The 18891-nt window shown below is 70.8% G+C and carries 21 protein-coding genes; 10 read left to right on the forward strand and 11 right to left on the reverse strand.

Translation table 11 applies throughout. The features are described 5' to 3' along the window. The first annotated feature begins 2 nt into the window (after positions 1–2). The 4 genes from C471_RS03735 to C471_RS03750 all read left to right on the forward strand — a co-directional run bounded on the left by C471_RS03735 (position 3) and on the right by C471_RS03750 (position 2120). Positions 3–287, forward strand: a complete 285-nt coding sequence (locus C471_RS03735) for a ubiquitin-like small modifier protein 1 (RefSeq protein ID WP_004046669.1) — start codon at positions 3–5, stop codon at positions 285–287. A gap of 72 nt (positions 288–359) precedes the next feature. After that, positions 360–1469, forward strand: coding sequence for a deoxyhypusine synthase (locus C471_RS03740; RefSeq protein ID WP_004046670.1), 1110 nt, complete (start codon positions 360–362; stop codon positions 1467–1469). Positions 1470–1707: 238 nt separating this feature from the next. Then, entirely contained in the window at positions 1708–1908 is a 201-nt protein-coding gene (locus tag C471_RS03745) for a hypothetical protein (protein WP_004046671.1), read from the forward strand. 5 nt (positions 1909–1913) lie between these two features. Then, the gene (locus tag C471_RS03750; RefSeq protein ID WP_004046672.1) at positions 1914–2120 is read left to right on the forward strand and encodes a hypothetical protein; all 207 of its coding nucleotides are present in this window, start codon (positions 1914–1916) and stop codon (positions 2118–2120) included. Positions 2121–2157: 37 nt separating this feature from the next. On the opposite strand, the gene C471_RS03755 is transcribed toward C471_RS03750, so the two are convergent. The 5 genes from C471_RS03755 to C471_RS03775 all read right to left on the reverse strand — a co-directional run bounded on the left by C471_RS03755 (position 2158) and on the right by C471_RS03775 (position 5812). Then, complete coding sequence (locus C471_RS03755) at positions 2158–3186, reverse strand: LLM class flavin-dependent oxidoreductase (protein ID WP_004046673.1); 1029 nt, start codon at positions 3184–3186, stop codon at positions 2158–2160. 141 nt (positions 3187–3327) lie between these two features. Further along, entirely contained in the window at positions 3328–3504 is a 177-nt protein-coding gene (locus C471_RS03760) for a 50S ribosomal protein L37e (protein ID WP_004046674.1), read from the reverse strand. Further along, entirely contained in the window at positions 3501–3743 is a 243-nt protein-coding gene (locus C471_RS03765; RefSeq protein WP_004046675.1) for an LSM domain-containing protein, read from the reverse strand. The genes C471_RS03760 and C471_RS03765 overlap by 4 nt, the downstream gene beginning before the upstream one ends. Positions 3744–3836: 93 nt before the next feature. Next, positions 3837–5123, reverse strand: coding sequence for a hypothetical protein (locus C471_RS03770; RefSeq protein WP_004046676.1), 1287 nt, complete (start codon positions 5121–5123; stop codon positions 3837–3839). After that, a complete protein-coding gene (locus C471_RS03775) occupies positions 5120–5812 on the reverse strand; it encodes a hypothetical protein (protein ID WP_004046677.1) in 693 nt (230 codons plus the stop codon). The genes C471_RS03770 and C471_RS03775 overlap by 4 nt, the downstream gene beginning before the upstream one ends. A gap of 251 nt (positions 5813–6063) precedes the next feature. On the opposite strand from C471_RS03775, the gene C471_RS03780 reads away from it, so the two are divergent. Genes C471_RS03780 through C471_RS03790 form a run of 3 tightly spaced genes read left to right on the forward strand, consistent with a single transcriptional unit; the run spans position 6064 to position 9419 of the window. After that, on the forward strand, positions 6064–7416 hold the full coding sequence (locus C471_RS03780) for a ribonuclease J (protein WP_004046678.1): 1353 nt from the start codon (positions 6064–6066) through the stop codon (positions 7414–7416). Beyond that, positions 7413–8459 (forward strand): geranylfarnesyl diphosphate synthase, encoded by a 1047-nt coding sequence (gene idsA3, locus C471_RS03785; RefSeq protein ID WP_004046679.1) that lies wholly within the window; start codon positions 7413–7415, stop codon positions 8457–8459. The genes C471_RS03780 and idsA3 overlap by 4 nt, the downstream gene beginning before the upstream one ends. Before the next feature lie 45 nt (positions 8460–8504). Beyond that, positions 8505–9419, forward strand: coding sequence for a DMT family transporter (locus tag C471_RS03790; RefSeq protein WP_004046680.1), 915 nt, complete (start codon positions 8505–8507; stop codon positions 9417–9419). 79 nt (positions 9420–9498) lie between these two features. Here C471_RS03790 and C471_RS03795 read toward each other — a convergent pair whose 3' ends face one another. The 4 genes from C471_RS03795 to bcp all read right to left on the reverse strand — a co-directional run bounded on the left by C471_RS03795 (position 9499) and on the right by bcp (position 13534). Further along, the gene (locus tag C471_RS03795) at positions 9499–10563 is read right to left on the reverse strand and encodes a hypothetical protein (RefSeq protein WP_004046681.1); all 1065 of its coding nucleotides are present in this window, start codon (positions 10561–10563) and stop codon (positions 9499–9501) included. Continuing rightward, a complete protein-coding gene (locus tag C471_RS03800) occupies positions 10560–11717 on the reverse strand; it encodes a S49 family peptidase (protein WP_004046682.1) in 1158 nt (385 codons plus the stop codon). The genes C471_RS03795 and C471_RS03800 overlap by 4 nt, the downstream gene beginning before the upstream one ends. Before the next feature lie 149 nt (positions 11718–11866). Beyond that, positions 11867–13000 (reverse strand): hypothetical protein, encoded by a 1134-nt coding sequence (locus C471_RS03805; protein WP_049908945.1) that lies wholly within the window; start codon positions 12998–13000, stop codon positions 11867–11869. Between the two features lie 66 nt (positions 13001–13066). Continuing rightward, positions 13067–13534, reverse strand: a complete 468-nt coding sequence (gene bcp, locus C471_RS03810; RefSeq protein ID WP_004046684.1) for a thioredoxin-dependent thiol peroxidase — start codon at positions 13532–13534, stop codon at positions 13067–13069. Between the two features lie 79 nt (positions 13535–13613). On the opposite strand from bcp, the gene C471_RS03815 reads away from it, so the two are divergent. The 3 genes from C471_RS03815 to C471_RS03825 all read left to right on the forward strand — a co-directional run bounded on the left by C471_RS03815 (position 13614) and on the right by C471_RS03825 (position 17380). Continuing rightward, a complete protein-coding gene (locus C471_RS03815) occupies positions 13614–15857 on the forward strand; it encodes a histidine kinase N-terminal 7TM domain-containing protein (protein ID WP_004046685.1) in 2244 nt (747 codons plus the stop codon). A 63-nt stretch (positions 15858–15920) separates the two neighbouring features. After that, the gene (gene map / locus C471_RS03820) at positions 15921–16829 is read left to right on the forward strand and encodes a type II methionyl aminopeptidase (RefSeq protein ID WP_004046686.1); all 909 of its coding nucleotides are present in this window, start codon (positions 15921–15923) and stop codon (positions 16827–16829) included. Then, complete coding sequence (locus tag C471_RS03825; protein WP_004046689.1) at positions 16829–17380, forward strand: HIT family protein; 552 nt, start codon at positions 16829–16831, stop codon at positions 17378–17380. The genes map and C471_RS03825 overlap by 1 nt, the downstream gene beginning before the upstream one ends. Positions 17381–17386: 6 nt before the next feature. Here the strand turns inward: C471_RS03825 and C471_RS03830 are convergent, their stop codons facing one another. Both C471_RS03830 and C471_RS03835 read right to left on the reverse strand, forming a co-directional pair. Next, complete coding sequence (locus tag C471_RS03830) at positions 17387–18139, reverse strand: amino acid ABC transporter ATP-binding protein (RefSeq protein ID WP_004046691.1); 753 nt, start codon at positions 18137–18139, stop codon at positions 17387–17389. After that, positions 18139–18891: an ABC transporter permease gene (locus tag C471_RS03835; RefSeq protein WP_394295186.1), complete on the reverse strand. Its 753-nt coding sequence runs from the start codon at positions 18889–18891 to the stop codon at positions 18139–18141. The genes C471_RS03830 and C471_RS03835 overlap by 1 nt, the downstream gene beginning before the upstream one ends.

Here is an 18891-nt window from a genome sequence, read left to right on the forward strand (position 1 = left end):
GTATGGAGTGGAAGCTGTTCGCCGACCTCGCGGAGATCGCCGGCGGACGCGAGATCGACGTGGCGGCGGAGCCGGGCGACACGGTCGACGACGCGCTCGAGGCGCTGTTGGAGACTCACCCGGACCTCCGCGACCGGGTGCTCGACGACGGCGAGGTCGCCGATCACATTAACGTCCTCCGGAACGGTCGGAACGTCCGCCGAGAGGGCGGGATGGACGCGACCCTCGAAGCGGGCGACGAGCTGGCGCTGTTCCCGCCGGTGAGCGGGGGCGCGGTCGGGCGATAGAGCGGGCGAGAGAGTTCGATGAGCGACTGATGGATCGGTCGTTTCAAACGGTCGCGCGCCGCACTTCTCACCATGAGCGATAGCGGCGACGAAGACCACGGAGAGATCGACCCCGCCGGGGACAGCGGCGGTGACGGCGGCCGCGAGCCGGAGGACCCGGGAGGCGACCCGCCGCGCGAGGAGTTCCACGAGGACCCGGTCGGGCACACCCGCGCGACGGCCGGCATGACGGTCGGGCAGCTCGTCGAGGGGTACGGCGACGCGGGAATCGGCGCGGCGTCGGTCAACGAGGCGGGCGACGTGCTCGCGGAGATGTTCGCGAACGAGGACTGCACCGTCTTCCTCTCGCTGGCGGGCGCGATGGTGCCCGCCGGAATGCGACGGATCGTCTCCGATCTCATCCGGGACGGCTACGTGGACGCCCTGGTGACGACGGGCGCGAACCTCACCCACGACGCCATCGAGGCCATCGGCGGGAAACACCACCACGGTCGGACCCACGACCCCGAGAAGACCCCTCGCGAACACGACGAGGGGCTCCGCGACGAGGGGGTCGACCGCATCTACAACGTCTACCTCCCGCAGGAGCACTTCGCCGCCTTCGAGGGCCACCTGCGCGAGGAGGTGTTCCCGGAGCTGGAGGCCGATCCGGACGGCGACGGCGACGACGGGGCCGTCGGTATCGCCGACCTCACGCGCGAACTCGGCCGCGCCAACGCCGCGGTCAACGAGCGCGACGACGTGGCCGAGGACCCCGGCGTCGCCGCCGCGGCCTACGACTGCGACGTGCCCGTCTACTGCCCCGCCGTACAGGACTCCGTTCTCGGGCTCCAGGCCTGGATGTACGCCCAGACCGCGGACTTCACGCTCGACGCCTTGGACGACATGACGGCGCTGACCGACCTGGCGTTCGACGCCGACGAGGCCGGCTGCCTGCTCGTCGGCGGCGGCGTGCCGAAGAACTTCACGCTCCAGACGATGCTCGTCACGCCGCGGGCCTACGACTACGCGGTCCAGATCACGATGGACCCAGAGGCGACCGGCGGGCTCTCCGGCGCCAGCCTCGAGGAGGCCCGGTCGTGGGGGAAACTGGAGAAGGACGCGCGCAACGCCTCCGTCCACGGCGACGCGACCGTCATGCTGCCGATGCTGATCGCGGCCGCCCGGGAGCGCGTGGAGTAGCGCTGCGACCGACGGCGACGTTCGTTTGTAAACCGATCTGCGGTGGCGTCGCCGGCGGCGTTGCCGCCGGCTGGGGCTTTGGAGGAGTTCAGCGTCGATCCGCCGCAACGGATAGCATGGAACCGGCGGTCGCTCGGTCATCAGCGTCGCGCAGACGCGGTTCGGCCGAAAACGAGTGGCCGTGAATTGTAATTACATGTAATTAGACTTTTCACCCCGGAACGAGTGACCAGAGGCAATGAGCGACTACACCACTATCTCGCTACGCAAGGAGTTCGTGGCGGACGTCGAGGAGTACATCGAGGACGAGCCGTTCGGCTCGGTCAAGGAGTTCGTGAAACACGTGGTCGTTCAGGAGATGGAGTCGGACGACGAGATCAGCGAGGCGGAGGCCCGCCGGATCGGCCAGAAGCTCCGAGACCTGGGGTACATGGAGTGACCGGGATGGTCGAAGACCGCGTCGCCGGACTGCCAGAGCGCCTCTCGCGAGCGGACCTGATACTCGCGTGCATGCCGCTGCTGTTCGCGGGCGGCTACGCGCTCGGGACGGCGGCGTTCGACGCGTGGCCGGCCGCCACCGCGGTCGCCGCGCTCGCGGGCTGTCTACCGATGGTCGACGGGCTGTTCCGGAATCCGCCGCGGGTCGAATAGCGGCAGGAGGGGGAAGGAACAGCGGCGACCCCGTCTGCTAGTCGCCCCCCAGCCCGACAGCCTCCGCGAGCAGCGCGTGCGACGCCAGCGCGTCCTCGTGGTCGGGCACCGTGTGCTGGATCATCATCTCGTCGGCGCCGACCCGATCGGCGAGCTGTTCGAGCAGGCCCTCGATCGTCTCCGGGCTCCCCGAGATCGCTCGCGGCCACTCGTCGGGATCGAGGGTCCCTGGCGTCGGGTCGGGCGCGCCGCCGAGCTCCGCGATCGACTCCTCGACCGAGGGAATCGATCCCACCACACCGCGCTGCATCCGCTTGAAGGTCGCTTCCGCGGGCGCGCGGCGCCGGGCCGCGGCCGCGTCCGTCTCGCCGGCGACCGCGTTGACCGCGACCATCCCGTACGGCTCCTCGGGGCCGTCGCCGACCTCCGCGGGCTCGAACTCCTCGCGGTAGGTCTCGAAGGCGCGCTCGGCGAGCCCCGGTCGGATGAACGCCGCGAAACAGAACCGGGCGCCGAGCTTGCCGGCGATCGCCGCGCTCGACGGGCTGGAGCCGAGCACCCACGGGACGGGGGGAGCCGCCCCGGATCGCGGGACCGTCAGGTCGGCGTACGGGTGGTCGTCGGGGAAGGCATCGTACAGGTGGTTCACGACCGCGCGGATCCGCTCCTCGTGGTCCTCGTCGGGGTTCTCGACGCGACGGTCCGTGCCGAGCGCGCGGTCCGACGCCGGCGACCCGTTCGCCCGGCCGAGGCCGGCGTCGATCCGTCCCGGTGCGAGCCCGTCGAGCGTGCCGAACGCCTCCGCGACCTTGTACGGGCTGTAGTGGTTGAGCAGGACGGCGCCGGAGCCGATCCGGATCTCCTCGGTGGCGCCCGCGAGGCGACCGAGGAGAACCTCCGGGGTCGTCCCGGCGAGGCGATCGCCCATTCCGTGGTGCTCGGCGACCCAGAACCGCGAGTAGCCCAGCCGCTCGGCCTGCTCCGCGGCCGCGACCGTGTTCGCGAACGCGTCGGCGGCGGTTCCGTCAGCGGGGACCGGCGAGAGGTCGACGATAGAGAGATCCATACCCGCCGTCGGCGACAGCCGCCGTTAACGGTTGGGCTCCCGGCGGTCGCGTCGGGGGATCGAAAGCGGCTCGCGGCCGATCAGCCCCGGCGCAGCGGCTAGTGACGTGAGAAACGAAAGCGTCGAAAGAGAGCGCGGTCGTCAGTTGTCGCCGGTCTTCGACTGCCAGGCGTAGTCGCGACGGGACGGCGAGTCGCCGAAGCCGCACGAAGCGCAGCGCTCCTTCTTGACGTGGTAGGATTTCTCGCCGCAGCGGCGGCACTTCACGTGAACCGTCTTGTTCTTCTTCCCCTGAGAGGGCGTTCCGGAGCCGGTCATGCTTTGATGGTGACGACGTTATCGCCGCGTATAATCGTTGTGTCTTCGATCGCGACCGCGAACTCGCCTTCGAGATCGTCGTCGACGCGATCGCCCACGTCGGACTCGGGCTCGATGACGACGTTCATGTGCTGGTCGTAACCGGCGAGGATGCCGTAGTAGGTCGTTCCGTCCTTCAGGTGTACCGTCACCGGGTCCTCGAGCGACGCTTCGAGCACGTCGAGGGGTCGTCCACTCATTGTCCGTACCGCCGCCCGTCGCACTAATAAAAATACCGGGACGACGCACGTGCGGGGAGAACGCGCGTCGGAGCCGCTCGTCGACGAGCCTCGTCAGAGCCGCTCGTCGACGAACGTCGCCGCCGCCGGTGCCGACCGGGCGAGCAGGACGGCGTGGACCAACAGCGCCCGAACGCGCACGACGCTCCCGTATCCGTCCTCGACGAGATCGGACGCGTACCGGATTCGGTCGAGGGCGGGACGCCCGAACGCCGCGGCCAGCCGCGGCGCTTCGGCCTCCTCGATATCGGCGACGGCGGCGCGGGCTCGGTCCGCCGTCGCCCGCACCGACGCCCGCGTGACGGGCTCTCGATACGCGCCGTCGCGGATCGCCTCGCCCGCCGCGCGGCGGGCCTCGATCGCCGCCAGCGCCCGCCCGGCCGCGACCACCGCGGTCGCGTACGCGCCGCGGTCCATCGCCCCGTCGATGTCGTCGATCCGCGATTCGACGATCCACACCGTCTCGCGGAGCAGCTCTCGCGCGACGGTGTCCTGGAGGTCGTCGCCCGACGGAACGCCACTGAGCGACTCGCGAACCGCTCCTCGCGTCCGACGCGCTGACCCGCCGAGCGCCTCGGCCGCCGCGGCCACGTCAGTCCACCGCGCGGTCGTCCCCGACCGCTCGGCGAGGTACGCCTCGCGGAGGCCCGTCGCGTCGTCGAGCGTCGCCCGCGCGGTCTCGACGTGCCCGACCGCCTTGCCGGCCCGGAACGGCTCGCCCACCGGGTCGTCCGGGTACGCCGGCGTCGGGCGGACGTGTCGCTCGGCGTCGGCGAGCAGCGACTCGACCGGATCGTACGCCAGCACCGCCTCTCGCGTCGACCGCGCCCGGTACGTCACGTCGGCCTCGAACGCCCGCAGGTCGGCGCGAACCGCCTGGCGCCGCTCCGCCGCGGCCGCCGCGTCTCCGTCGCCGGTCGCGGCTCGGTACGCGCCGCGGACGGTCGCGGCGCGCTCGCGGCGCCGCCGCCACGCCGCCAGCGCGCCGAGCGGCCACGGGTCGTCGACCGCGCGGTCGATCCCCGACGCCGCCCGCTCCCGGTCGCTCCCGAGGTCCGCGGCGACCGCCTCGTTCGGAATCGACGGCTCGGTCGGGACCTCGTCGAGCAGGGCGCGAGCGCGCGCCTCGTGAGCGTCCGCGAGCGATCCGGGCACGGCGACCGGGAACGGGGATTCCGGCCACGCGACCGGCCCGATGTCGTCCGTCGCCAGCGACACCGGGGGCTGATCCGGACCGGACTCGTCCCCGACCGGAAGCCCCGAACAGCCGGCGAGCGCCGACGCGGCGGCCGAACCGAGCCCCGCGAGGAGCCGGCGACGGGAAGTCCGACGCGGCGTCACGCGTCGTCACCTCCGTTCGGAGTCGTCACGGAGCCGTCGACCGTCACGGAGCCGTCGACCGTCACGGAGCCGTTGAACACCTCCGGGCGCCCGGCCGGCCCCTGACAGGAGCCGGCCATGCCGCGCCCCGCTCCGGTCGACCGGTCGGCCGCCACGGGGAGCCGGATCGCGAAGCCGACGGTGTGGGTCTCGTCGGCGTCGCAGTCGACGTTCGCCGGGCGGTAGGCCCGGCAGAAGTCGGCGTGCGGGTGGAGGTCGCCGTTCGCGAGTTCGTCACGCTCGACGGAGACCGACCGGAACCGGATCTCCCGGCACGCGCCGACGGGCATCGCGAGCAGGTACACCGACGCGGCGTCGAAGTCGGTGGCGGCACAGAACGACCGCAGCGTCCGCGCCGCGGGCGCGTCGGCGAAGGTGAGTTCCGAGAGGGCCGCCTCGCCCGTCAGCACGCGGCGGCCCCGGCGACGCTGCGGCGCGCGGGCGTCGCTCGGCGGCGACGGGAGGCTATCGCCCTGCGCGAACAGGGCGCCGCCGGTTTCGTCACGCGCGTGTTCGAGTTCGTAGTCGTCGATCGGTCGGTTCCTGCTCGGGTAGCTGTTCGACGCCGAGTCGCTGCCGGAACACCCGGCCAGGGCGGCGATCCCTGACGCGGCCGCGAGGAGGGCTCGGCGGCGGGGGAGATCTGACATCGGCGGCGGTTCGCCCAGCGAACCGAAATGCGTTGCGGCCGCCGGCACCGAGCCGACGAGAGCGCGTCCGAACCCGGGTGTTTTTAAGACGGGCTACTGTACCTCCGGACACCACACTCCCGCGGGACACGGTGAGTCGACGTCGGCTCGGCCGTAGCGGGGCCTCAACGACGCGCGGACGAACGTAGCGCTGACGGCTCCTTGCGGGGTTTCAGTGATGGACGCCACCACGGCGTTCGAACCCACAAACTATGGAAATCGAAATTGCGACACTCGGCGGTTACGAAGAGGTCGGTCGACAGATGACGGCGGTCCGAGCGGGCGACGACATCGTCATCTTCGACATGGGCCTGAACCTCAGTAAGGTCCTCATCCACGACAACGTGGAGACCGAGAGCATGCACAGCCTCGACCTGATCGACATGGGCGCGATCCCGGACGACCGCGTCATGAGCGAGCTGGAGGGCGACGTGCAGGCGATCGTCCCCACCCACGGTCACCTCGACCACATCGCGGGCATCCCGAAGCTCGCGCACCGGTACGACGCGCCCATCGTGGGCTCCCCGTACACGATCGAGCTGGTCAAACAGCAGATCGCCGACGAGGGGAAGTTCCAGGTCGACAACGACCTCGTGAAGATGAAGGCGGGCGGCACGATGGCCATCGGCGACTCCGAGCAGGTCGAGATGGAGTTCGTCAACGTCACCCACTCGATCATCGACGCGATCAACCCGGTCCTCCACACGCCCGAGGGCGCGATCGTCTACGGGCTCGACAAGCGGCTGGACCACACGCCCGTCATCGGCGACCCGATCGACATGGACCGCTTCCGCGAGATCGGCCGGCAGGACGAGGGCGTTCTCGCGTACATCGAGGACTGTACGAACGCCGGGAAGAAGGGCCGGACGCCCTCCGAGTCGTACGCGAAGAAGCACGTCGAGGACACGCTGACCTCGATGGAGGACTACTCGGGCGGGATCATCGCCACGACGTTCTCCTCCCACATCGCCCGCGTGAAGACCCTCGTCGAGTACGCCCGCGAGATCGGCCGGCAGCCGGTCCTGCTCGGGCGCTCGATGGAGAAGTACTCCGGCACCGCCGAGCGCCTCGACTTCGTCGACTTCCAGGGCGACGTCGGCATGTACGGCCACCGGAAGTCGGTCGACCGCGCGTTCAAGCGGATCATGAAGGAGGGGAAGGGGAACTTCCTCCCCATCGTGACGGGCCACCAGGGCGAGCCGCGAGCGATGCTCACCCGCATGGGCCGCGGCGAGACCCCGTACGAAATCGACGACGGGGACAAGGTCGTCTTCAGCGCGAGCGTCATCCCGGAGCCGACCAACGAGGGGCAGCGGTACCAGTCCGAACAGCTCCTCCGGATGCAGGGCGCGCGCCTCTACGACGACATCCACGTCTCCGGGCACCTCCGCGAGGAGGGGCATTACGAGATGCTGCAGGCGCTCCAGCCCCAGCACCTTATCCCCGGTCACCAGACGCTGAAGGGTCGTTCGCCGTACGTCGACCTCGCGAAGTCGCAGGGGTACAAGCTCGGACGTGACGTGCACGTCACGCAGAACGGGAGCGTCATCCAGCTCGTCGAATGACGAGCGAGACGAAGGAGGCGCGGGTGCTGGAGGCCATCCGCGAGCGGCGTGAGCTCGTCAACGCCGCTATCGACGAGGAGCTGCCGGTACAACACCCGGAGCGGCTCTACGAGGCGACGCGATACATCCTCGAAGCCGGCGGCAAGCGGCTCCGGCCGACGGTGACGACGCTGGCCGCGGAGGCCGTGACGGGCACCGAGCCGATGAGCGGCGACTTCCGCGAGTTCGCGGCCCTCGACGGCAACACCGTCGACGTGATGCGCGCCGCGGTCGCCATCGAGGTGATCCAGTCGTTCACGCTGATCCACGACGACATCATGGACGAGGACGACCTCCGGCGGGGCGTCCCGGCCGTCCACGAGCAGTACGACACCTCGACCGCCATCCTCGCCGGCGACACGCTCTACTCGAAGGCGTTCGAGTTCATGACGGAGACCGGATCGGACCCGGCCAACGGGCTGGAGGCGATGCGGATGCTCGCGTCCACCTGCACGGAGATCTGCGAGGGGCAGGCGCTCGACGTCTCCTTCGAGTCGCGCGATGACATTCTCCCGGAGGAGTATCTGGAGATGGTGGAGCTGAAGACCGCCGTCCTCTACGGCGCCTCGGCCGCGACGCCCGCGCTCCTGCTCGGCGCGGACGAGGAGGTCGTCGACGCCCTCTACCAGTACGGGATCGACTCGGGACGAGCGTTCCAGATCCAAGACGACGTGCTCGACCTGACCGTCCCCTCCGAGGACCTGGGCAAGCAGCGCGGCTCCGACCTCGTCGAGGGGAAGGAGACGCTGATCACCCTCCACGCCCGCCAGCAGGGCGTCGACGTGGACGGGCTGGTCGACGCCGACACCCCCGCCGAGGTGACGGAGGAAGCCATCGACGACGCGGTGACCTCCCTCGAAGAGGTCGGCTCGATCGAGTACGCCCGCGAGACGGCCGAGGACCTCACCGAGCGGTCGAAGGAACACCTCGAAATCCTCCCCGAAAGCGGGTCCCGCGGGCTGTTGGCCGATCTGGCCGACTACCTGATCGTCCGCGGCTACTGAGGCGAAACGGACACCGCTTTACTCTCTGGATCTCTCTCTCCGTTCGTGTCCCGGTATCGAGACGTCGCACTGTTCTTCGCGCTCGCGCTGCTCTGGGGCGGCTCCTTCGTCGCCATCGAGGTCGGCCTCGACTACTACCCTCCCGTGCTGTACGCCGCATACCGGTTCGATCTGGCGGCGCTGGTGCTCGTGTCGTACGTCCTCCTGACCGAGAGCGGCCCGCTCCCGCGGACCCGCGGCGACCTGGCCGCGATCGGGTTCAGCGGCGGGCTCTCCGTCGCCGCAAACAACTCCCTGCTGTTCGTCGGTCAGCAGTACACGACGAGCGGGATCGCCTCGATCACCTACAGCCTCGTTCCCATCGCGACCGCGGCGGTCGCGGCCGTCTGGATCGGGGGGTCCGACCTCGACGCTCGCGGCGCGCTCGGCGTGGTGCTCGCGTTCGTCGGCGTCGGCCTCGTCGCCCAGCCCGACCCCGCGAGCCTCGGCGGCGGCGTCACGATCGGCGTCGGGCTCATCTCTATCGGCGTCCTCGCGGTCGCGGTCGGCAGCGTCGGACTCCGCACCGTTGAGACGAGCTTCTCGAGCATCGCGCTCACCGGCTGGGCGATGCTGTTCGGCGGGCTGCTCATCCACGGGCTCAGCCTCGGACTCGGCGAGGCCCAACAGCCACCCGTGACGGCGCCGCGCCCGCTCGTCGCGCTCGCGTTCCTGGGGCTCTGTTCGTCGGCGGTGGCGTACACGATTTACTTCACGCTGCTCGACCGGCTCGGCCCCTTCGAGATCAACCTCGTCTCCTACGTCGTCCCCGTGGTCGCGACGGTCACGGGGGCCGTACTGCTCGCCGAGCCGATCACGCCGCTCACCGTCGCCGGGTTCGCCGTCATCGTCACCGGGTTCGGTCTGTTGAAGCGGCGCGAGATCGCCGCCGCCGCGGCCGGAGTTCGGTTCCCCGGGTGACGGCGGTCGAGGAGGTGGAAGCGAGAAGGGAGAAGAGAGAAGCGAGAAGGGAGAAAGAGAGATCCGAAAGGGAGAGCGGCTACGTCGCGGTCGCGTTCTCCGGGGGATCGCTCGGCTCCGAAGGCGGCGTCGGCGACCCGCCCGGCGGCGCCGTGCCGCCCGGCGGAACCGCCCCGCCCGGGCCGGCGCCCGGACCGAACGAGACGTCCGGGTTCTCGCCCGTCACGAGGAAGTCGGCGAGATTGCCGATCAGGACGTTGTTGTCGGCGCGGTCGGCGTTCTCCGGTTCGAGGAAGCTCGAGTCGCCGACCACCGCGAGCGATTCATTGCGGACTGCGACGCCGTACGACCCGGCCTCGCGAGTCGTCGACAGCCGCGAGGTCTCCGCGGTGGCGAGCATCGCCGACTCGTCCGCGCCACCGACGCGGGCGGCGCCGCGGAAGACGACCCGCTCGACGCCCTCTGTCAGCGCCGCCGAGCCGGTCGGCTCGACGAACACGCTCAGGTAGTTCGCGTCGTTGTTCTCCATGTCGTAGACGTAGCCCGCATCGCCGTAGACGCCGAGCGACGAGGCGAAGTCGGTGAGCGGGCCGGCGCTTCCGGGGTCGCTCGTCGCGAGCGTCCGGCCGCCGGCTTCGGCGAAGGACACGACCGCGTCGGCGTCGGTCGCCGACAGTGCGCCGGGGCTCGTGGTGACGAACGCGTCGGCCTCCGAGAGCAGCGACGGCAGCGACGTTCCCGACACCGGACCGCGGTAGTACGTCACCTCGTGGCCGCTCTCGACGAGCGCCGCGGCGAGCGGCGCGACGCCGCGGTCCACGCCGCCGAGCGTGCCCACGTCGGCCTCGTCCGGGCCGGCGTCGTCTTCGATCGGTAGGATCGAGGTCCCGCCGCCGAGCCCGCCGGCCGCGCTGCCGACGTGGATCACGACCGTGTTCGCGGGCTCGTCGCTCGCCATTTCGATCGCGCCGCCCTCGTCGGCGGTCTCCGGCTCGACCGTCTCCAGCTCCCAGTGGTCGTCGGAGACCGCGTCCGTCTCGGGCGGGGCGCCGTCGAGGACGACGCCGCCCGCGGCGGCGACGCCGACCACCGCGAGGAAGACCACGGCGAACGCGCCGACCGTCGTTCGGAGGTCGACGCTCATCGGCTCTCACCCCCGGTCGCCGCGACCGGACCGCTCGCCGACTCTCGCTCGCCGTCGCTCGTCGACTCCGCCTCGCCGCCGTCCGTCGACCCCGCGCCGCGCTCCTCGGCGGGCAGCCGGCCGGTGTAGCTCGTCATAGCGATGTCGTCGCCGACGGTCTCGTCCCACGCCTCGGGCGCGACGGCGAGGATCAGGCCGTCGCCGAGTTCGTCCCCGCGGTCGCCGGCGACGACGACCGTTCCGTCGTCGCGTTCCAGCAGCGGGATCCCGGCGGGGACGGCGCTCTCCGTGCGGCGCGTGTCGACCGCGTAGTCGTCTATCCCCGCTTCCGCGGCGGCGTCGGCGACCGCGCCGTCGACGAAGCCGAAACGGTCGGCGAACCCGTTCTCGACCGCCTCGGTGCCGAGGTAGGCGTCGGCGTGAGCGATCGCCTCCCGGTCGAGTTCGATCTCGTCGCCGCGCTGTTCGATCACGTTCTCCAAGAAGAGGTTCGCGAGCGTCTGCCGCCGCTCGCGCTGGGTGTCCGGATCGCTTCCGGCCTTGTCCGGGCCGGTCGTCCCCGCGTTCGGCCCGTTCGGAGCCGGCGCGGTGCCGGCGACGCCGACGCTGCCGACCGCCTGCGCGGAGGGCGCGACGTAGATCCGGTCGGCCGGCGCGATAGCGAGGTAGGCGCCGGACGCGCCGAGCGTGTCGACGGCGGCGAAGACGGGCATCACCGAGGCGGTCCGGTCGACCGCGGCGTACATTCGCTCGCTCTGTGCTGGCAGGCCGCCCCCGCTGTCGACTTCGAGGACGACCGCCTCGATCGAGTCGTTCGTGCGGGCGTCTCGGAGGTTGTCCTCGACGTGCTGGGCGGTCGCGGAGTCGATACTGCCGTCGATCTCGACCACCGCGACCGTCCCGTCAGGCCCGCTCACGGCGCCGTACACGCCGGGGGCGACGAGCAGTCCCGCGACCAGCGCGAGAACCGCCGCGACCCCGATCGCGTGTCGGGTCTCGACGCGGTCGGACAGCGCCGCGAGCGCCCCGCTGGTGGAGGTACCAGCGGGGTTCGAGGTCGGCTCGGTCGCGGAAGCGTTTCGGACCGTCGGGTCGTCGGTCGTCTCGTCGTCCGCGTCGTCCGGTGTCTTCGAGGGAGGGCCGTCGGCGCTCATCGGCCCGCCCCCGGTCTATGTCGCCGTCGCGTCGTGGTGTCGTGTGGTGTCGTCATCGTGAGTTCGTGCGTTCGGTCATCGCCGATACCGTCTCGTCTGTTCGGTCGTCGCCGATATCGTCTCGCCTCCGCCGTGTTCGCCGGCACCCCTCACCCGTCAGTCACCTCGATCGGGTCGCCGACGCCCGCCCCGAGCAGCGAGGCGTGAGACGCGAAGAGGTCGCCGTCAGCGGCGCCGTCGACGATCACGGTTCGCCCGTGGCGGGTGACCGTCGCTTCTGACAGCGAGGTCTCCCCCTCGCGGGCCGCTCGGGCGAGCGCCTCGGCGGTGTCCAGGTCGAGCCGTCGCGGGTCGGCGACCGCGCCGTACCGCAGCGCGACCCGCGGGCCGTCGTCGCGGTCGTCGCTGTCGTCGATCACTCGGAGCGACGCGCCGACCGCGCCGGACGCGTCGAGCGCGGTCTGGAGTTCTGCCGGCGCGTCGGCGAGCGCGTCCCGCAGGTGCGCCCTGGCGTCCGGGCCGAGGTCGACGCACACCGTGGCGTCGCCGCCCAGCAGCCCAGGGAGGGGTCCGTAGTTCGCCGTCGCGGCCGCTCGTCGCCGGCCGGTGCGGGCCGCACCGCCTCCGGTCCCGGCGTCTCGGTGCGTCCCGGCGACGGTCGGATCGGGACCGTGCGCGGCCACGAGTTCGCCGTCCGCGACGGCGACCGCCGACCCGAGCGTGCGGGCCCGGAACCGGACGAACCCGGAGCCGTCGTCCGGCTCGCGAACGACCTCGGGGTCGGAGTCGAGTTCGGCGATCATGGCGGCCGCGTCGACGTCGCCGACGGCGACCGCGCACCCCTCGACTCCGTCGTCGGTGAGCGCGGCGCCGCCGGTCGCCTGCCGCACGCCGGCGAGCGAGACGGCGTCGTAGCGGCCGAGGAGTCGACGGACGCGGCCGCCAACCCCGCCCGGGAGGCCGGTGGCCGCGAGGGCGGTCGGGTCGAGCCGACCGGTCACGACCGTGTCGGCCGACGCCGACGCCGTCGAAGCCGGGTCGTACGTACCGGCTGCGACCGCTGACCGCGGGCCGTCGCCTCCCGCGCCGGCGCGGTCGCTCGCCGTCTCGCTGGTGGGGCCGGAGTCGGCGGCGCCCCCGGCTCCCCCGGCCGGGGCCGAGTCGGCCGCGAGCACCGCGTCGGGCGGGGGCTGGCCGGTCAGCGAGTCGATCGGTTCGCCGATTCCCAGCCCGGTCGCCGCGAGCGCCGCTAGGCGCTTCGCGAACGCGCGTTTGGAGGGCATCATTTCACCTGCACGCCACCGGGTAATAATAGTACGGGGTACGGGTGGTGTCGCCCGGTCGTCAGCTCAGCCCTCCAGCGCCTCGATGTCGTCGAGGATCTCGCTCGCGTGGTCCTCGGGGGAGACGCCCTCGTAGGCGAGGACGACTGTCCCGTCCGGGTCGAGCACGTACGTGTTCCGGAACACGCCGTCGAAGGTGTTGCCGAACATCTGCTTCTCGCCGTAGGAGTCGTACGCGCTCGCGACCTCGCCGTCGGGGTCCGAGAGGAGCGTGAACGGGAGGTCGTACTCCTCGGCGAAGGGTTCGAGGTCCTCGGGAGGGTCGTCGCTGATCCCGACCACCGCGACCTCGGCGTCCTCGAAGGCATCCCACTCGTCGCGGAAACCGCAGGCCTCGGTCGTACAGCCCGGCGTGTCGGCGCGCGGGTAGAAGTAGACCACCGTGTAGCGCGCGGTGGACGGATCGACGGTGACGGCGTCGCCGTGCTGATCGGTCAGCGCAACTTCGGGTGCGGGATCGCCCGGTTCGAGCATACGTTCCGGTGTTTCGCCCCGGTATTAGGACGTTCGGTCCGGTTCCTTTTTATCTGCCACAGTCATCCACGCGGTATCGATGGAGTGGCAACCGACGCCGTACACGGCCCCGTTGCTCGTGGCGGCGCTCGCGTCGTTCTCCTTCGCCGTGTACGCCGTCCGGAACCGGTCGCGGGGAGACCTGCCGCTCGTGCGGAGCTTCGTCGCGGTCACCGTCGCCAGCGGTCTCTGGTCGCTGGCGTACGCGGCACAGCTGTCGGCGGCGACGCTCGAGGCGACCCTGCTGTGGAACCGCCTCGTCTGGGTCGGGATCGCGGTGCTCGGCGTCGCTTGGCCCGCGTTCGTGTTCGCGTACGTCGGCTGGCGGTCGTGGCTCCGACCCCGTCGCTTCGCTCTGCTGTGTCTCGTCCCCGCGGCCGCCGTCGGCGGGGTCCTGGTGATCGGCGCCGACCCGCTGTTTTACACGTCGCCGTCGCTGGACGGCTCGAACGGGTACCTCGTCATGGAGTACCTGCCGACGCCGGCGCTCGTCGGCTTCATGACGTACAGCTACGCCGTGAACCTGTTCACCTTCGGCGTGCTCGGCTACGCCGCGCTCGTCCGCGGCGGCGTGTTCCGGCGGCAGGCCGCGCTGCTGCTCGCCGCGGCCGTGGCGCCGATGACCGTCGGCGTCGTCGGGATCGCGGGGTTTCTCGGTCCCGTGTTCGTCGACCTCACGCCGGTCACGTTCGCGGCCACGTCCGGCCTCCTCGGCTGGGTCGTGTTCCGCTACCGGCTCCTCGACCTCTCGCCGATCGCCCGCGACGCGGTGTTCTCTAACCTCTCCGACGGCGTCGTGGTCGTCAACGACGACGGCCGTGTCGTCGATCTGAACCGTCCGGCCCGAGGGCTGTTCCCGTCTGCAGAGGTCGGCTGCGGCGTCGAAACGGCGTTCGAGCGCGCTCCGGCCGTGGCCGACCTCGCGCTGTCGACCGAGACCGCCGACGGGGGTCGATCCGGCCGCGGCCCCGGTCCGGATCCCGAAAACGGTCTCAGAGTGACCGTCGACGGCGGGCCAGATTCCCGGTTTCTGACCGTCACCGCTCACCCGATCGCCACGGCGGGGACCGGATATCGGGTCGGGAGTGAGGCGGCGCCCGCGGCGGGCGGAACCGTCCTCCTGTTCCGAGACGTTACCGAGCAGGAGACGCTTCAGCGCCGCTACCGGGCGCTCATCGAGAAGTCGCCGAACGTCATCGCCGTCTGCGGGACCGACGGCCTGCTCCGGTACGTGAGTCCGTCGATAGAGCGACTCCTCGGCCACTCGCCCGCGGCGATCGAGGGGCGACCGGCGATCGATCTGGTCCACCCCGACGATCGCCGAGAGGCGCAACGCGCCTTCGAGCGGGCCTTCGAGACGGACGAGCCGCAGTCGCTCGACCACCGGATCGCTCACGCAGACGGGAACTGGCGCCAGTTCGAGACGGTGGTCGAGCGCCTGTTCGAGGACACCGAGGAAGCGGTGATCACCGCCACCGACGTGACCGAGAGCCGGCGGTACGAACAGCGGCTCCAAGTGCTCAACCGGGTCCTCAGACACGATCTGAAGAACGACACGAACGTCATCGGCGGGTACGCGGACCTCCTGCGCGACCACGTCGACGACGAGGGGGACGAGTACCTCGACGTGATCGACCGGAAGGTGGAGACGCTGACGCACCTCAGCGACCAGGCCCGCGAGATCGACGTCGCGCTCCACAGCGACGGCTCGCGGGCGGAGATCGATCTGTCGGAGCTGGTCACGCGGCTCTGCGAGTCGCTCGACTCGTCGTTCCCGGAGGCGACGGTGACGGTGTCGACGCCGGACGCGGCGGTGGCGTGCGCCGACGAGCTGTTGGAGTCCGCGATCCGGAACGTACTGGAGAATGCGGTCGTCCACAACGACGGGGAGCAGCCGATCGTCGAGGTGGCCGTCGATCCGGACGGCGACGGATACCGTATCGCCGTCGCGGACAACGGTCCCGGGATCCCGCCGGTCGAGCGGAGCGTGTTCTCGGAGGCCCGCGAGACGGCGCTCGAACACGCGAGCGGGCTCGGCCTCTGGCTCGTCCACTGGATCGTCACCGAGTCCGGCGGGGAACTGGGAATTCACACGCGCGAGCCGACGGGGACCCTGATCACGATGTGGCTCCCGACGCCCGATAACGCGACGACAGAACGAGGCGAGACGACAGAGCGAGGCGAGACGACAGAACGAGGCGAGACGACAGAACGAGGCGAGACGACAGAGCGAAGGAAGCCGGCTGACGGCGGTCTGAGCCCCGACCGCGACTCCGCGCCGTGACGCGGTGAGCGGCCACGCACTCCCTCCGCAACCTCTTTGCGGTCGGTCGCCAAATCCGGAGACATGAGCCACGGATCCCTGGACGACGACGCGGTCGAGAGCTACCGAGAAGCCGGCTCGGTGTTGGTCGAGGCGATGAACGAGGCCCGCGAGATGGTCGAGCCGGGACGAACCCACCTCGAAGTCGCCGAGTGGACGGAGGACTTCATCCGGGAGCAGGACGCGGGGCTCGCGTTCCCCGTCAACATCAGCGTCGACCCCGAAGCCTCCCACGCCACGCCGGGGCGCGAGGACGACACCGAGTTCGGCGAGGAGATGGTGTGTCTCGACGTCGGGGTCCACGTCGACGGCTACATCGCCGACGCCGCGGTCACGGTCGATCACACGGGGACCCCCGAGCTGGTCGAGGCCGCGGAGATGGCGCTGGAGGCCGCGGTCGACGAAGCCGGCCCGGGCGTCGAGGTCGGCGTCGTCGGACAGGCGATCGAGGACGTGATCCGCGGGTACGGCTACACGCCCGTCCTGAACCTCTCCGGTCACGGCGTCGAGCGCTACGACGCGCACACGGGGCCGACGGTCCCGAACCGCGGCGTCGACCGTTCGGCCGAGCTGGAGCCGGGGCAGGCGGTCGCCATCGAGCCGTTCGCCACCGACGGCCGCGGGAAGGTCGGCGAGGGGACCGACGAGGAGATCTTCGAGCGGCAGGGAACCGCGAGCGTCCGCGACCGCCGAGCGCGACAGGCCCTCGAAGAGATAGAGGCGTTCGACGACCTCCCGTTCGCGGCGCGGTGGCTCGAAACCGACCGCGCCGAGATGGCGCTGCGCCGGCTGAAGCAGGCGAACGCGGTGAAGGGGTACCCCGTCCTGAAGGAGGCCGACGACGCCCTCGTCAGTCAGGCGGAGCACACCCTCCTGATCACCGACGACGGCGTCGAGGTGACGACCGCCGGTATCCACGGCTTCGACGACTGATGGACCGGATCTACGCGCCGTGGCGGATCGAGTGGGTCGAGCGCGACGCGGACCCGATCGACGGCTGTCCGTTCTGCGTCCTCCCCGGGCGCGAGGACGCCCGGGACGCGCGGGTCGTCGCCCGCAGCGAGCGCAACTACGTCCTGTTGAACAACGCGCCGTACAACCCCGGTCACGCGATGGTGATCCCGGACGAACACGTCGAGGATCCCACCGACCTCGACGACGCGACCCTCCTCGATCACGCGAAGCTGAAGGCGGCGACGCTGTCGGCATTGCGCCGCGACGTTGGTCCCGACGGGGTGAACACCGGACAGAACCTCGGCGCCTCGGCGGCCGGCGGCTCGATCGACCACCTCCACACCCACGTCGTCCCGCGGTGGAACGGCGACACGAACTTCATGCCGGTCACGGGCGGCACGAAGGTGATCGTGGAGGCGATCGACCGCACCTACGAGCACCTCCACGCCGGGTTCGCCGCCGGCGACGACGTTGTCGACTCGGGCGACGTCGACGCCGGCGACGCGGTCGAACTCGACTTCGACGTCTGATCGCCGTCAGTACACCAGTTCGCCGGAGATGAACTTACGGGTGCGCTCGTCCGACGGGTTCTCGAAGATGACCTCGGTCGGGCCGACCTCCGTGATCCCGTCGTCGAGCAGCACCGCGACGCGGTCCGCGACCCGCTCGGCCTGATGCATGTCGTGGGTCGCCACGACGACGCCGATACCGCGGGCGCGGGCCTCCTCGATCGCCTCCTCGATGACGGCGGTGTTCCGCGGGTCGAGGTCGGACGTGGGCTCGTCGAGCAGCAGTACGTCCGGGTCGTACGCCAGCGCGCGGGCGAACGACACGCGTTGGGCCTCCCCGCCCGACAGCGAGTCGGCGTGTTGGTTCGCCTTCTCCGTCAGTCCGACGACGGCGAGCGACTCGCGAACGGCGTCGGGTGTGCCGGTGAGTCCCAGCGACGCGGCGATCCGGTCGGCCCACGGGCTCCGGACCCGGAGCCCGTATTCGACGTTGCGACCCACGGAGGCGTCGAAGAGGCTGGCCTCCTGGAACACCATCCCGACGCGTCGACGCAGGGCGAGCCGGTCGGCCTCCTCGGCGGCCCACGCGTCCGTGCCGCCGAGCGCGACGGTTCCCGCATCCGGTTCGAGCGAGAGCGCGAGCGTCCGGAGGAGCGTCGTCTTGCCGACGCCGGAGGGGCCGATAACGCCGAGGACCTCGCCGGAGTCCACCTCGACGGAGAGGTCGTCGAACACGCGCTCGCCGCCGAACGACTTCGAGACGCCGGTCGCACGGAGCATCACCGCGTCACCCCGCTGTCGCCGAAGTGAACGACCACGGCGTTGACTGTCAACACGAGCGCGACGAGGACCGCGCCGAGGATCATCGCCGTCCCGTACTGCCCCTGACGCGCCTCCAGCTGGATGGCGGTGGTCAGCGTCCGGGTCTTCGAGATCCCGTCCGCGCTCGTGATGTTGCCGCCGACGATGAGGACGGAGCCGACCTCGCTTATCGCTCGACCGAAGCCGGCCAGGATCGCGGTTGCGATCCCGTACCGCGCCTCCTTCAGGACGACGAGCGCCGTGTCGAGGCGGGTTCCGCCGAGCGCGCGCGCAGCGTCGCGGACGCCGTCGTCAACCCCAGAGACGGACGCGAGGGTGATGGCCGTGATCGGCGGCGTCGCGAGCACGAACTGCGACATGATCATGGCCTCCGTGGTGAAGATGAGTTCCAGCGCCCCGAGCGGCCCCTGGTTGGAGACGGCGAACAACACGACCAGGCCGACGACGACGCTCGGAAAGCCCATTCCGGTGTTGATGACGGACTTCACGAACCCCTTCCCCGGAAACTCGGCGAAGCCGAGCAGGACGGCGACCGGCACGCTAAACAGGGTGCTCAGCGTCACGGCGGTGAGGCTCACGTACAGCGAGACGTAGATAATGCTCCAGACGTACCCCTCCCTGAACGGGAGGTCGAGGGGACCCGAACCGCCGAGGAGGACCGAACTGTCGAGGGCCACCGAGAGCAGCTGTGCGACTGGTTCGATCGGCAC

Source organism: Halorubrum saccharovorum DSM 1137, assembly GCF_000337915.1.
Classification (GTDB): domain Archaea; phylum Halobacteriota; class Halobacteria; order Halobacteriales; family Haloferacaceae; genus Halorubrum; species Halorubrum saccharovorum.